The organism is Corynebacterium variabile (genome assembly GCF_006539825.1).
In the GTDB taxonomy this organism is placed as follows: Bacteria; Actinomycetota; Actinomycetes; order Mycobacteriales; family Mycobacteriaceae; genus Corynebacterium; species Corynebacterium variabile.
Window position 1 is genome coordinate 76,455 of record NZ_BJNT01000006.1, and the last position, 12,709, is coordinate 89,163.

The following is a 12,709-nucleotide window of genomic DNA, read 5'->3' on the forward strand; positions in this document are numbered from 1 at the left end:
CGCCGCCGTCGTCGTCAGGTCAGTGCCCCGCGACGAACCCCGGACAGCGACCCGAGCCAGCCCCGGTTGCGCCGCAGGTCGCTCTCCGCCGTCGACTGCAGTCCGGCACTGTCCAACGAGGAATAGACCCGCCACGACCATGTCAGATAGAGGGCGACGTAGACCGGCCAGTACACCAGCAGGAAACAGATCACCGGTACCGTGACGCCGGGCAGGGATTCCTCCGCCTCCGGCGGGGTGAGGAACCGGAACCAGCAGAGCGCCGACGCTACGGCGACGACGGCGGCCGCCAGGCTGGCGACGTTGAGCCGGAAGAGGTCGCTGCGCAGCGCTCCGGAGGTCCTGTCGGAGTGCGCGTCCATGGCACCCGAGTACAGGTCGGGGACCACCCGGGCAACTAGGTCGTGCGCTCGAACGCCTCGTCCGAGGAGAACAGCGCGCAGGCCCAGTACACGACCAGTGCGCACGTCGGGGCGACGAGCAGACCCGCCCCCATCCCCACGTCGGCGACCAGGGTGACCTGTTGTCCGGCGGTGAGCTCACCGGACAGGTCCGTCGCCCGGAAGTGACCGGTGACGAAGTTGCCGAAGACGAGGAAGACCGCGGACCCGAGAAACGCGAGGATGCCGGCCGCCGCCAGGCCCCACGGCCCCCGCAGACGGCGGGCCCCAGCGAACATCCACCCGGCCAGGGCCACTCCCAGCACCGCGGTGACGATGATGTAGATACCGAACGTCGGGACCGCGGCGTCCTCCCCGGACAGGGCAGAGACGGCCGTGAGATCGTCGGTCACTTCACCGGTGGTCACCGGCTGGAAAAATCCCCACGCCACGCCTGCGACGGCGAAGATCACCAGGGCGACGGCGACGACGCGTCCCCATTCACCCCACTGCTTCGTGATCACCGGACGCGTCATGCGACGGGGCAGATCTTCCACGCACCGTCCTCACGCACGTAATTCTGCGTGCTGGAGGCGTCCTGTCCACCGACGGTGCCGACGATGAATGCCGTAGCGGTGTCGCCGTCGACCCGGACGTCACGGACGTCCGTCACCTCGACGACGCTGTCCGTCGCACTGAGCAGCTGATCGTTGTCACCACGCAGACCGGCGATGGTTGTCTGGATGGTCTCGCGTCCACCCTGCTGGTCGATGAAGGCGGAGCAGTAGTTGTCCAGGGTGTACTGGTAGTTGTCCGACAGCATCTTGTCTCCGGAGACGCCGCGGGCCACCCCGGAGATCTGGTCGACGTCCGTGCCCGCCGCCGGGCCACCACCCTCTGCCTGTGCCTCCGGGTCAGCGGGAACCTCCGGGTCCGGCGCGCCCTCCCCCTCGGCACCTGCCTCAGGGCTCTCGGGGTTATCCGATTCCACCGGGTCCGCCGACGGGTCGACAGACTCCGGTGCGGCGGTGGTCGCCGAGGTGGTCGCCGAGGTCGTGGGCTCCTCGTCGTCCCCGTCGTCCGAGCCACAGGCGGTCAGCACCAGCGCCCCGGCGAGGACGACCCCCGCCACTGCGGCAGGGCGTCCACCCTGCATTCTGCGTGCTGCACGCCCCCGGCGTCCGTAAGCCATATCGGTGACATCCCTTCGGTCTGCGACTCATTCAGTGACTTGTTCTGTGACTCGTTCAGTCAGAGGTTACATCGACCGGCACCCCGATCCGTTAACCCGGCTAGACTCGTGGACCGTGCAACTCAACCGGGAAACCATCCTCACCGCCTCTTTCGACATCCTCCACGAGTACGGGCTCGGCGACCTCAGCATGCGTCGTCTCGCCCGTAACCTGGAGGTCGCGCCGGGCGCCCTGTACTGGCATTTCCCGTCCAAGCAGGCCCTGCTCGGCGCCGTCGCCGACCAGATCCTCGCCGACCCCGACGGCATTCCGGCCGAGGTCACCGACCCCGCGCAGGACGCCGAGATCGATGCCTGGCGTGCCCGCACCCTCGACACCACCGCCGGCCTGCTGGACCGGTTGCTGTCGATCCGTGACGGAGCGGAGATCGTCTCCGCCTCCCTGGCCACCGGCACGCTGGAGCACAACCCGGTCGAGCCGGTGACCGCGGCACTCGCCGGCGCCCCCGGCAGCGATCCCGGCCTGGCCGCGTGGGTCCTGGTGCGCTACCTGCTCGGTGCCGCCACGGAGCTGCAGACCGCGTACGCGACCGAGGAGGTCACCACCCCGGACACCGAGGCTGTGGTCCGTATCCTCGCCGGGGTGGAACTGATCCTCGACGGCGTTGCCGCAACCGAACAGAGATAGAGGTACTCCCATGACCACGGTCACCGCCCACGGAGCCACAATCAGCGTCGACAGGTCCGGCGTGCACGTCGAGCGCACCCCGATGGGGCAGACGCTCCTGCCGCCCACCCTCGACGTCTCCCCGGCCGACCTGCGCGGCTGGTACCACCACGCCCCCACCGCGACCTCCCCGGGCTGGATCCAGTTCTCCCTGGCGGGGAACACCGACCGCCCACTGCGCGGCTACCCCGCGACCCACGGGGCGTCCACCGTCGTGGCGTTCGCCCCCGGCCAGCAGGACGCCTTCGTCGCCGCGAATGCCGCCCTGACTGCACTTCAGGGTGGGTATCCGATGGATGATTCCGGGTCTGATCACGGGGACGCCGCCTCGGCCGGATCACCCCTGTCCCTGTTCGAGCTTCCTGAGGAGCCGGCCGCGGATCCGGAACCGACGGCGTCCCCGGTGTCCTCCGACACGACGAGGAGCAGCAAGAGCGGCAATGGAGGCAAGAGCGGCAAGAGCGGCCGCGGTTCCTGGAACCGGGTCGCCACACCGGACACCCTGCCTGAGCCGGATCTGACCGCGGACGCCGACGGTCCTGTCTTCGGCCAGAACGTCACCCTCACCGGTGACTTCGAGCCCTATGAGAAGGGCGAGGTATGGGACATGATCGCTGCGGCCGGTGGCACCGTCGGCAAGAACGTCACGAAGAAGACCACCGTGCTCGTCCTCGGCACCTGGGACTCGGTGACCTCCAAGGAGAAGCGGGCCCGGGAACTGCAGGAGAAGGGCCAGGACATCCAGCTGTGGACCTTCGCCGAGTTCCTGGAGAAGGTCGGCAGGACCGCGCGTCCGGATATTTCCGAGGTGAAGGGAACCGACGCGCCCTTCTAGGAGTCTAACTGTCTATGGACCCGAGAAACTCCACAGACACCACGCTCCACCTCCTCCCGCTTCCGGACTCCGCCCACGACCACCACCCCGCCGACATCTTCGCCACCGGTACTCCCCTGTTCATCCCGCTCGGTGCCGGACTGGTCACCGGCATCCGGGAGACCGGCCCCGAGGGCACCCGGGAGCTGACCACCGACGATCTCGTCAGCCGGGACACCACCGTCGGCGGACTCTGGGCGGATGCCGCACTGACCATGCTCGCCACTCTCGGCCGCCTCACCGCCACCCACGGCACCGCGCTGAGGCAACGTCGTCTCGCCGAGGGCGTCCGGGAGGTCGGCGTCATCGACGAGCCCTTCCCCGCCGCCGGACTGATCGCCCATCCTCTGCTCATCCGCCCCACACTGCGGGTTCTGGCCGGTACGCCGCGGATCTCGGTGACAGGTTCGGGACGCCTCCTGGTCCTCGACGACGGCGCCACGCTTCCTGTCCTGCTCGACGACGACACGTGCAGCCCTGCCCGGACGCTCAGTGACAGTGCCCTACTGTAAGTGCCATGGGTTCGCATGATTCCGCACTCCACCACTACGACGTCTGGCTGGCCGAGCACCCCTCGGTGACCGACGACATCCGCCGCGTCCTCTCCGAAGAGCTCGATGACGCCGGCATCTCCTATGACCAGGTCTCGGTGCGGATCAAGGACCGCCGGAGTTTCCTCACCAAGCTGCGCAACCCCGACTTCCCCGACTACCGCGACTTCGAGTCCGCCCACGACGTCATCGGGATCCGCATCACCGTCTTCACCACCTCGGAGATCCCGCTGCTCGTCGGGGTGATGCGCAACCTCTTCGCCGTCGAGAACGTCGTGGACAAGGCCGAGAAGGCGAAGGCCGAGGGCACCTTCGGATACGCCTCGCGCCACATCATCGCACGGGTCGATCCCGACCGACTGCCCGAGCTCACCGGCGACACAGGGACACGCACAGATCTGACAGGACGCCTTGTCGAGGTCCAGCTGCGCACCGTGCTCCAGCACGCCTGGGCGGAGTTCGAGCACGACATCCGCTACAAGAACCCCGATGAAGACCTGCCGGTCGAGGTCCACCGCGCATTCACCCTGGCGGCCGGACTCATCGAACTCGCGGACAGCCAGTTCGACGAGATCCAGCACATCGTCTCCAGCGAGGTGGACGCCGCGGAGGACGCCGAACTCTCCGTCACTACGCTGCCCGGTGTGCTCACCATGATCCTGGGCACCACCTTCCCCACCTCGAAGGCGGACTACTACGCCTTCGCCGTGGACATGCTTGCCGCCCACGGCATCACCACCATCGGCGAACTGGCCACACTGTGCGACGCCGAGAACGTCTCCCGGCTCATGGACGCCATGGACTACGGCTACGCCCCCGGCCAGGTCCGTCTCATCGACGACCTGCTGCTGATGGTCTACGGTCGCGACCACATCCGACGCACCGTCCACATCGGCGACAACCCGGATTCCCGACCGGGTCGACTCGGCAACCGGTGGCAGCGGCTCACCGGTGCTGACCGGAAGTAGGACGCGACCCCCGTCACCGCCCCCGCAACCGGTCGGTCTCCCGCCGCTCCTTCTTCGTCGGTCGCCCGGCACCGCGGTCCCGCTGCGGGATCGACGCCAGCAGTTCCTTCGACGGTGGCGGCGGGGAATGGTCGATGTAGCAGGTCCGGGCGACCGGTGCGCCGACCCGTTTGCTCACGAGTTTCGTCACCTCGTAGATGTGCTCGCGGTGGTTCACCCATGCCCGCACCGTGTCCCCCACGACCACGGTCTGGGCGGGCTTCACCGTGGCGTCATTGAGCTTCACATGTCCGGCACGGCATGCCTCCGCGGCGGCCGAGCGGGTCTTGAACAGGCGGACGGACCAGACCCAGGCGTCGATCCTGGTGGTGGTGCTCACGGGCGCGTCACCACTGGTCCTTGTGGTTGACGATCTCCTTGATCTTCCAGGCGTTCACCCCGGCGACGACGAGGGCGACCAGGGCGACGACGAAGAAGAACTTCATGAAGAAACCGAGAACCACTCCGGCGACCACCACGCCACCGGCGATCTGCAGGGCACGGGAGTGCTTGCGCACGTCCTGCTTGCGCTGGGTGACGGAACTGCCGGCGTACTTGTTGACTGACTTCTCAGGGCTCATGGGGCAAGATTACCGGGTACCGGCCTCCCGGGTGCCCACCGGCACGTCGCACCACTGTTCCCCGGTACGCCTCGCCGTCACCGTCCCTCCGGTGAGCCCGGCGACTGTTCCGGTGGGATCCTCCGCCGGGTCGAGGGTGAGGGTGAGCGTCACCTCGGCCCCGTACGATGCCTCGACCTCCATGCCCCGGTTGCGCAGGTCAGCCTCAAGGCGCCCGGCGTCCGCATGGGACACCGAGAGGGTCCACAGTGCCCGTAGCTCCCGGCGGACGACGGTGATCCTGTCCAGCACCTCACGGGTGGCGTCCCCGTACGCGCGGACCAGTCCACCGGTACCGAGTTTCACCCCGCCGAACCAGCGGACCACGACCACCGCCACATCCTGCAGTTCAGAGCCGCGAAGGACCTCCAGCATGGGCTGGCCTGCCGTGCCGGAGGGCTCACCGTCGTCACTGGACCGCTCGACCGGGTTCGCACCGTCGACGTGGAGGATGAAGGCCGAGCAGTGGTGCCGGGCGTCCGGATATCCGGCGCGGACGGTGGCGACGAACGCCCGGGCGTCCTCCTCGGCGGTGACGCGGGCAGCCAGGGCGAGGAACCGGGAACGCCGGATCTCGAGGGTGGCGTCCCAGGTCGTCCCGTCGGCAGGACGCCGGTAGGCGGCGTCCACCATCTACCTCTCCCCCATCTAACCGAGCACCCCGGCCCAGGTCGAGGCCTTGAGATCACCCATCAGCGAGGAGGTGCGGTCCACCCGGAGTTCCGCCGGCAGCATGTACTGCAGCTCCTCCTCACCGTCGGCGACGGTGAGGTAGACATCCGAGTCACCGCGGTTGTTGTGGAGCACGTCCTTGAGCCGCGAGATGTTCTCCGGGGTGCACTGGTCGATGCGCATCCGCAGCCGCAGCGGCACACCGGAGCCTGCACCGACGGTGAGCTCAGCCTGACGCAGGTCATTGCAGAACAGGCTCATCCGGTCATCCCGGATGCTGACCTCGGCCTGTGCCAGGATGATGTTGTCCTCGGCGATCATCGGGGCGACCAGCGCATACGCTCGGGCGAAGACCAGCAGTTCGGCCTGGGCGGAGTGCTGGTCCTCGATGGTGACGATGGCCCAGGGATTGCCCTTCTTGTCGACGCGCCGGTCCACGCTCGAGATGATGCCGCCGACCTTCACCGTCTTCCGGTCCGGCAGTTCGCCCGAGAGGACGGTGGTCAACGGGGTGTCGATCTGCGCGTCGAGGGAGGCCTCGAAACCGTCGAGGGGGTGGCCGGAGACGTAGAGCCCCAGCATCTCCTTCTCCAGGGTGAGCGCGTGCTTGCGGTCCCACTCCTGATCAGGGACCTCGACCTTGAAGGCGTCCCCGGTCTCCTCCTCACTCAGACCGGCGAAGAGGTCGAACTGGCCCTTCGCAGCGGCCTTCTTGGTGGAGGTGACGGCGTCGACGGCGTCCTCGTGGATGAGGTTGAGACCCTTGCGCGGATGACCGAGGGAATCGAAGGCGCCGGCCTTGATCAGCGAATCGGTGACGCGCTTGTTGCAGGCGGTGGCGTCGATCTTGTCGAGGTAGTCGGAGAAGTCGGTGAACTTCCCCTTCTCCTCACGCGCCTTGACGATCGAGTCGACGACATCCTCGCCGACGTTGCGGACCGCGCCGAGCCCGAAGCGGATGTCCTCGCCGACGGATTGGAAGGTGTAGGCGGACTCGTTGACGTCCGGGCTCAGCACCTTCACGCCGAGGTGCCGGCAGTCGGCGAGGTAGATCGCGGACTTGTCCTTCTTGTCGGCCACCGAGGTCAGCAGGGCGGCCATGTACTCGGCGGTGTAGTGCTCCTTGAGGTAGGCGGTCCAGAAGCTCACCAGGCCGTAGCCGGCGGCGTGTGACTTGTTGAACGCGTAGCCGGCGAACGGCAGGACCGTGTCCCACAACGCCTTGATCGCCTCGTCGGAGTAGCCGTTGGACTTCATGCCGGCGGAGAACTTGTCGAACTCCTTGGCCAGGACCTCGGGCTTCTTCTTACCCATGGCCTTACGGAACCCGTCGGCCTCACCGGCGGTGTAGTTCGCGACCTTCTGCGAGATCCTCATGATCTGCTCCTGGTACACGATGAGACCGTAGGTCTCCTCCAGGATGTCCTTGATGGACTCGGCGAGCTCCGGGTGGATCGGCTCGATCGGCTTGCGGCCGTTCTTGCGGTCGGCGTAGTCCCAGTGCGCGCCCACACCCATCGGCCCCGGACGGTACAGCGCCAGGGACGCGACGATGTCGTTGAAGCCGGTGGGCTTCATCCGCTTGAGCAGTTCCTGCATGCCGCCGGAGTCCAGCTGGAAAATACCGAGCGTGTCGCCGCGGGCCAGCAGTTCATAGGACGCCTGGTCGTCGGTCTCGAGGTTCTCCAGATCGAAGTCCTCGCCTCGGTTGCGCTTGATGTTCTTGATGCAGTCGGCGATGACGGTGAGGTTGCGCAGACCCAGGAAGTCCATCTTCAGCAGGCCGATGGCCTCACACGCCGGATAGGGCCAGCCGGTGATGTACGCGCCGTCGGCGGGACGCTTCCACATCGGGATGTGGTCCATCAGCGGGACGGACGCCATGATCACCGCGCAGGCGTGGACGCCGGCCTGGCGCACCACGCCCTCCAGGCCGAGGGCGTCATCGTAGATCTCCTTGACCACCGGGTCGGTCTCGATGAGGGTGCGGATCTCGGCGGCCTCGCCGTAGCGGGGGTGCTCCGGATCCATGATGCCGGACAGCGGGATGTCCTTGGCCGCCTGCGCCGGGGGCAGGGCCTTGGTGATGCGGTCGGCGATCTGGAAGCCGGGCTGGCCGTGGTGGGCGCGGGAGGCGTCCTTGATGGCCTGCTTGGTTTTCACCGTACCGAAGGTGATGACCTGCGCGACCTTGTCCTCACCCCAGTTCTCGGCGGCGTAGCGGATCATCTCGGAACGCCGGTCATCGGCGAAGTCGATGTCGATATCCGGTGCGGACGGACGCTCCGGGTTGAGGAAGCGCTCGAACATCAGCCCGTGCTCGATGGGGTCGATGTTGGTGATCGTCAGGGCGTAGGCCACGAGCGCGCCGGCGGCGGAACCACGGCCCGGGCCGACGGAGATACCGATGGAGCGGGCGTGCTTGATGAGGTCGGCGACGACGAGGAAGTAGGACGGGTAGCCCTTCATGTCGATGACGTCGATCTCGTACTTCGCGCGGTCGAGGTACTCCTGGGGGACCTCGCCGCCGTTGAAGCGCTCGATGAGTCCGTCGTGGACCTCACTGGTGAGCCAGGAGGTCGGGGTGTGCCCCTCGGGGACGTCGTACTTCGGCATGCGGTCGTGGGTGTGCTCCTCCCACAGCTCGCCGTAGTCCTGGACGCGCTCGGCGATCCACAGGGTGTTGTCGCAGCCGTCGGGGACGATCGGGTCCCAGTACTCGCGCAGCATCTCGGCCGGCTTGATGTAGTAGCCGTCGCCGGAGAAGGCGAAGCGCTTGCCGCCCTCGTCGAGGGTCGGCTCCTCCAGGGTTGCACCGGTCTGGACGCAGAGCATGACCTCGTGCGGCTTGGCCTGCTTCTGGAGCACGTAGTGGCAGTCGTTGGTGACCAGCGGCGGCAACTCGAGGCGCTTGCCGATCTCCAGGAGGTCGTCGCGGACCCGCTTCTCGATGTCGAGCCCGTGGTCCATGAGCTCGAGGAAGTAGTTGTCCTTGCCGTAGATGTCCTGCCACATCGCTGCGGCCTCGAGGGCCTTGTCGAACTGGCCGAGGCGCAGCCGGGTCTGCACGTCGCCGGAGGGGCAGCCGGTGGTGGCGATGATGCCCTCGGCGTGCTCGGCGACGATCTCGGCGTCCATGCGCGGGTACTTCGAGACCTGCCCCTCGTAGGACGCCAGGGACGACAGCCGGAAGAGGTTGTGCAGACCGGTCGCGTTCTCCGCCATCATCGTCTGGTGGAGGTAGTAGCCGCCACCGGCGACGTCGTCGCGTTTCTGTTCGGGCTGGCCCCATTTGATCCGGTCCTTGATCAGGCGGGAGTCCGGGGCCATGTAGGTCTCGATGCCGATGATCGGCTTGATGTCCGCAGCGGTCATCGCGTGGTAGAAGGCGTCCGAGCCGAACATGTTGCCGTGGTCTGTCATGCCGACCGCGGGCATGCCCTGCCGGGAGACCTCCTGGGCGAGAAGGTCCACCTTCGCCATGCCGTCGAGCATGGAGTACTCGGTGTGGTTGTGCAGGTGGACGAAGGAGGACTTCTTCATGGCGGACAGTCTACCGCCGGACTCTAGCGTGCGAACGGACCGATGTAGATCAGCACGGTGTTCACCACGACAACCACGCCGAACAGGATCCCCCACACCGGGGAGGTGAGGGATCTGAGTGCCAGGACCCCTGCGCCCAGGATCACGATCTTGAGCAGCAGGGCGAGCACAGGAACATCAAAAGTCGCCTGCGGTGAGACGAAGAGCGCCCAGAGGGAACCTGCGACGATCAGGATCCCGAGCATCCAGACCCAACTGCGGACACCTGTCGGTGCGGCACGCCAGGCGAACACCGCAAGGGCGATGAACGCGACCACTTCGACGAAGAAGGCCACGAGGTCGTTGGCATTGACATCCTCCACGGTCACCCCTGGGAGCAGTGGAAAGCGGTATGCTTCCGCGACTACCCACAATGATGACGGACGCAGACCTCCGGCGCCAGGACCAGAATCGGACGCCTCCCACTCCGCCGCGTCGCCATTCACCGTCGATCGTCGGCATATCCTTCCCAGGACTAGCATGGCGGCATGGACGCCACAGAAGCCGCCACTGTCGCCGAAGAGTTCTTCGACACTTACACACGCCATCTCCTGGACCGGGACGCCGCCGCACTGGCCGACGCCTACGCCGTACCCGCGCTCATCGAGTTCCCACGCCAGCGCATCCTCGTGACCGACCCCTCCCAGACCGAGCAGTTCTTTGCCGGCGCGTTCGGTCAGTACGAGGGCATCAAGGACGCCTCGACCACCATCACTGTTCCTGCTGCGACCGACCACAGCATCTGGGTGGTGGTCGAGTTCGAATATGACGGTCCCGACGATGTGATCCCCGGGGAGCGCAACATGTACCAGCTGGTCCGCGTGGACGGCGGATGGAAGATCGGCGTCCTCACGCCGCTGGGGTGATGCTGGTCCTGCTGTACGGTGCTATACCCGATGCTTTTTGCTATACACCCTCCTTTTTCGCTATACGCGCCATAATTTGCACATGACTACCGCGCCGTCGCCACGTCAGCCGAACCCCTATCGCCCGGGCTTCAACCAGGCTCCACTGGTGTTCGCAGGACGCACAGATGTACTGGACGCCGCCAATGAAGCACTTGAGGTCGCGGCTTTCGACGGCAGGACGGCCCGCCCCCTCATCCTCGTCGGCCCCCGAGGAGTCGGAAAAACTGTCACGCTGGGCGAGATCTCCCATGCCGCTGCCGAACAGCTCTCGTGGCCGACCGTGCACGTCGAGGCGAAAAGGTCGGATCTCATAGGTGATCTGACCTCGAAGCTCCGGGCGGCGCGGGAACTCTTTGAGGGAATCACCCCCACCGACTCCGGCACATCGAGGCGGGTACAACTCATCGGTGCAAAGGTCCAGGCATCGATACCGGGTATCGGTGGCGGCGTCGAAGTTTCCCGGGAAGAGGACAGTTCACCGGAGTCATTGGGTAGCGTCCTACGATCAACCATGACCGCGGCGATGTCCCGGGACGCAGGTCTTCTTGTCACCCTCGATGAACTGCAGAACGCTACCGCCGCGGAACTCCACGAACTCGGCGGTGTGCTCCAGGAGACGGTTCCCGAAAACTGGCCGTTGGTCATTGCCGTCGCCGCGCTTCCGTCCCTGCGGGAGAAGCGCGACAAGCAGCTTCCCACATACCTCGAACGCGCGGAATGGCACCCGCTGGAGTCACTGGCCGGCCCGGATGCGAGGGAGGCCCTGACAGCTCCGGCGGGCCAGTCCGGCCGCCCGATGGACCCGGACGCAGCCGACCACCTCATCGCCCAGACCGGCGGCTATCCTTACGCCATCCAGGTCGCCGGCCACTTTGCCTGGCGTGCGTCCCACGGGAGCGACCGCATCACCGGGGAACACGCCCACGCCGCGCTTCCCCGTATCGCGGCCGACCTGGAGCAGCTGTTCCTCAGCAGATGGGAGGACGCCAGCGACCGCGAACGGGACTACCTGACTGCCTTGGCCGCTGCGGAATCCACCGTCGACGAACCGAACGGAGGACAAGTGGCGGATGCGATGGGCGCGGAGATCCGGAGCGTCTCCTACCTGCGCGACCGTCTGATCAAGAAGGGGACGATCTACCGGAGCGGATCAGGTGGACTGCACTTCATCACTCCCGGCATGGGCGCATGGGTGAGGCGTCACACAGCTGACTGAGGTGGTTGCCCTACCACCTCGATGGCCGCGTCGCGGCAGGCCAGTGCGTCAGCATTGGTGGGGAAAACGACGTTGTACCGCTCCCCTGCCATCGTCCTGATCTGCAGCGCGACACTGCCTCCGAGGTTCAGTCGGACGCCGTCCAGTGAGGTCGCCCGCCCGGTGACCTGCCAGTTGAGCAGGACGTGGTTCATGCCGTCATCCGGGGCGACGGTCACAGAGTCGATCTGCCCCGCGGGAATACTGCGCCGGTAGAAGGTGCCGACCACATCGACGGTCTCCTGTCCCACACTGACGGTCAACCGCAGACCGAAGGCCGCCCAGACCACGAAGAGCAGAACGACCACGACGATCAGCTGGACGGCCGGCTCCCGGACCACAATCGCCAGCAGGATCGCCGGCGCCGGATGCACCGAGAAGACGGTGATCTTTCCGGCTGAGCTGGTCATGTACCCAGGCTACGATGCCTGCACCGCCGACGCTGCCGCAACCGCCGCCACACAGGCCTCGCCGTCTGACGTTGTGCCGAGGAAGACCTTGTACGTCTCGCCGCCCGTCGTGCGCATGCGCACCCCGAGCATCCCACCGAGCCCGATCCGGACCCCCACTGGCGAGGACGCCAGTCCAGCGACCGGCCACTGGATGAGACTGTGGTCCGCCACACTTTCGCGGTGAAGGCTGACTTCGGCGATCTCGTCCACGGGGATGCTACGACGGTAGAACGGTCCGGCGATGTCCACGTTCCGTGCGCCAACCCTGACGGACACCCGGGCAGCGAACGCCGCCCACACCAGCAGCGCCAGGAGACCGGCAACCAGAGCGATCACCCACCAGACCGGCTCCACGAGAACCGCCACCAGCGAGGGCATCAGGATGACGAACGGGATGACCCGGAACTCGATCGGTGTACGTGCCTCGAACACTGATTCCCCCGCACTTCTCACCGAATCCATGGGCTCAGCTTACCGGCGGCCGCCCGT

At 66.7% G+C, this 12,709-nt stretch carries 16 protein-coding genes; 6 read left to right on the forward strand and 10 right to left on the reverse strand.

Features of this window, described 5'->3' with window-relative positions; translation table 11 throughout:
* Nucleotides 1-14: 14 nt before the first annotated feature.
* The 3 genes from CVA01_RS14870 to CVA01_RS04685 are packed head-to-tail and all read right to left on the reverse strand — an operon-like array spanning nucleotide 15 to nucleotide 1,572.
* Nucleotides 15-362, reverse strand: coding sequence for a hypothetical protein (locus CVA01_RS14870; RefSeq protein ID WP_170209701.1), 348 nt, complete (start codon nucleotides 360-362; stop codon nucleotides 15-17).
* Nucleotides 363-397: 35 nt separating this feature from the next.
* Nucleotides 398-937: a hypothetical protein gene (locus tag CVA01_RS04680; protein ID WP_244938154.1), complete on the reverse strand. Its 540-nt coding sequence runs from the start codon at nucleotides 935-937 to the stop codon at nucleotides 398-400.
* The gene (locus tag CVA01_RS04685) at nucleotides 913-1,572 is read right to left on the reverse strand and encodes a hypothetical protein (RefSeq protein WP_170209702.1); all 660 of its coding nucleotides are present in this window, start codon (nucleotides 1,570-1,572) and stop codon (nucleotides 913-915) included. Before CVA01_RS04685 ends, CVA01_RS04680 begins: the two co-directional genes overlap by 25 nt.
* 115 nt (nucleotides 1,573-1,687) lie before the next feature.
* Between CVA01_RS04685 and CVA01_RS04690 the strand changes: the two genes are divergently transcribed.
* From CVA01_RS04690 to CVA01_RS04705, 4 genes are read left to right on the forward strand one after another with little or no spacing between them, the layout of a single operon-like run.
* Nucleotides 1,688-2,260 carry a TetR/AcrR family transcriptional regulator gene (locus CVA01_RS04690; protein ID WP_041629947.1) on the forward strand — a complete coding sequence of 191 codons (573 nt, stop codon included), beginning with the start codon at nucleotides 1,688-1,690 and terminating at the stop codon, nucleotides 2,258-2,260.
* Nucleotides 2,261-2,270: 10 nt separating this feature from the next.
* A complete protein-coding gene (locus CVA01_RS04695) occupies nucleotides 2,271-3,134 on the forward strand; it encodes a BRCT domain-containing protein (RefSeq protein WP_141329016.1) in 864 nt (287 codons plus the stop codon).
* Nucleotides 3,135-3,148: 14 nt separating this feature from the next.
* The gene (locus tag CVA01_RS04700; protein ID WP_141329018.1) at nucleotides 3,149-3,685 is read left to right on the forward strand and encodes a hypothetical protein; all 537 of its coding nucleotides are present in this window, start codon (nucleotides 3,149-3,151) and stop codon (nucleotides 3,683-3,685) included.
* A gap of 5 nt (nucleotides 3,686-3,690) precedes the next feature.
* Entirely contained in the window at nucleotides 3,691-4,692 is a 1,002-nt protein-coding gene (locus CVA01_RS04705) for a GTP pyrophosphokinase (RefSeq protein WP_141329020.1), read from the forward strand.
* Nucleotides 4,693-4,705: 13 nt separating this feature from the next.
* Here the strand turns inward: CVA01_RS04705 and CVA01_RS04710 are convergent, their stop codons facing one another.
* The 5 genes from CVA01_RS04710 to CVA01_RS14875 are packed head-to-tail and all read right to left on the reverse strand — an operon-like array spanning nucleotide 4,706 to nucleotide 9,928.
* On the reverse strand, nucleotides 4,706-5,071 hold the full coding sequence (locus CVA01_RS04710; protein ID WP_014009733.1) for an RNA-binding S4 domain-containing protein: 366 nt from the start codon (nucleotides 5,069-5,071) through the stop codon (nucleotides 4,706-4,708).
* A gap of 7 nt (nucleotides 5,072-5,078) precedes the next feature.
* Nucleotides 5,079-5,312, reverse strand: coding sequence for a hypothetical protein (locus CVA01_RS04715; RefSeq protein ID WP_014009732.1), 234 nt, complete (start codon nucleotides 5,310-5,312; stop codon nucleotides 5,079-5,081).
* A gap of 9 nt (nucleotides 5,313-5,321) precedes the next feature.
* Nucleotides 5,322-5,984, reverse strand: a complete 663-nt coding sequence (locus CVA01_RS04720) for an IMPACT family protein (protein WP_141329022.1) — start codon at nucleotides 5,982-5,984, stop codon at nucleotides 5,322-5,324.
* Between the two features lie 15 nt (nucleotides 5,985-5,999).
* Nucleotides 6,000-9,566: a DNA polymerase III subunit alpha gene (dnaE, locus tag CVA01_RS04725; protein ID WP_141329024.1), complete on the reverse strand. Its 3,567-nt coding sequence runs from the start codon at nucleotides 9,564-9,566 to the stop codon at nucleotides 6,000-6,002.
* 23 nt (nucleotides 9,567-9,589) lie between these two features.
* Nucleotides 9,590-9,928 carry a DUF2568 domain-containing protein gene (locus CVA01_RS14875; RefSeq protein ID WP_170209703.1) on the reverse strand — a complete coding sequence of 113 codons (339 nt, stop codon included), beginning with the start codon at nucleotides 9,926-9,928 and terminating at the stop codon, nucleotides 9,590-9,592.
* A 165-nt stretch (nucleotides 9,929-10,093) separates the two neighbouring features.
* Between CVA01_RS14875 and CVA01_RS04735 the strand changes: the two genes are divergently transcribed.
* Nucleotides 10,094-10,471, forward strand: a complete 378-nt coding sequence (locus tag CVA01_RS04735) for a DUF6841 family protein (RefSeq protein ID WP_014009729.1) — start codon at nucleotides 10,094-10,096, stop codon at nucleotides 10,469-10,471.
* Between the two features lie 82 nt (nucleotides 10,472-10,553).
* Complete coding sequence (locus CVA01_RS04740) at nucleotides 10,554-11,729, forward strand: ATP-binding protein (RefSeq protein ID WP_141329028.1); 1,176 nt, start codon at nucleotides 10,554-10,556, stop codon at nucleotides 11,727-11,729.
* Here CVA01_RS04740 and CVA01_RS04745 read toward each other — a convergent pair.
* A complete protein-coding gene (locus CVA01_RS04745) occupies nucleotides 11,714-12,178 on the reverse strand; it encodes a hypothetical protein (protein ID WP_141329030.1) in 465 nt (154 codons plus the stop codon). The genes CVA01_RS04740 and CVA01_RS04745 overlap by 16 nt on opposite strands.
* Nucleotides 12,179-12,187: 9 nt before the next feature.
* Entirely contained in the window at nucleotides 12,188-12,682 is a 495-nt protein-coding gene (locus tag CVA01_RS04750) for a hypothetical protein (protein ID WP_141329032.1), read from the reverse strand.
* Nucleotides 12,683-12,709: the final 27 nt, after the last annotated feature.

Excerpts from the sequence above, each read along its gene's own strand:
- CVA01_RS04705 (WP_141329020.1), top strand. The coding sequence starts at position 3,691 with ATGGGTTCGCATGATTCCGCACTCCACCACTACGACGTCTGGCTGGCC.
- CVA01_RS04735 (WP_014009729.1), top strand. The coding sequence starts at position 10,094 with ATGGACGCCACAGAAGCCGCCACTGTCGCCGAAGAGTTCTTCGACACT.
- CVA01_RS04715 (WP_014009732.1), bottom strand. The coding sequence starts at position 5,312 with ATGAGCCCTGAGAAGTCAGTCAACAAGTACGCCGGCAGTTCCGTCACC.
- CVA01_RS14870 (WP_170209701.1), bottom strand. The coding sequence starts at position 362 with ATGGACGCGCACTCCGACAGGACCTCCGGAGCGCTGCGCAGCGACCTC.
- CVA01_RS04745 (WP_141329030.1), bottom strand. The coding sequence starts at position 12,178 with ATGACCAGCTCAGCCGGAAAGATCACCGTCTTCTCGGTGCATCCGGCG.
- CVA01_RS04685 (WP_170209702.1), bottom strand. The coding sequence starts at position 1,572 with ATGGCTTACGGACGCCGGGGGCGTGCAGCACGCAGAATGCAGGGTGGA.
- CVA01_RS04700 (WP_141329018.1), top strand. The coding sequence starts at position 3,149 with ATGGACCCGAGAAACTCCACAGACACCACGCTCCACCTCCTCCCGCTT.
- CVA01_RS04695 (WP_141329016.1), top strand. The coding sequence starts at position 2,271 with ATGACCACGGTCACCGCCCACGGAGCCACAATCAGCGTCGACAGGTCC.
- CVA01_RS04720 (WP_141329022.1), bottom strand. The coding sequence starts at position 5,984 with ATGGTGGACGCCGCCTACCGGCGTCCTGCCGACGGGACGACCTGGGAC.
- dnaE (WP_141329024.1), bottom strand. The coding sequence starts at position 9,566 with ATGAAGAAGTCCTCCTTCGTCCACCTGCACAACCACACCGAGTACTCC.
- CVA01_RS04750 (WP_141329032.1), bottom strand. The coding sequence starts at position 12,682 with ATGGATTCGGTGAGAAGTGCGGGGGAATCAGTGTTCGAGGCACGTACA.
- CVA01_RS04740 (WP_141329028.1), top strand. The coding sequence starts at position 10,554 with ATGACTACCGCGCCGTCGCCACGTCAGCCGAACCCCTATCGCCCGGGC.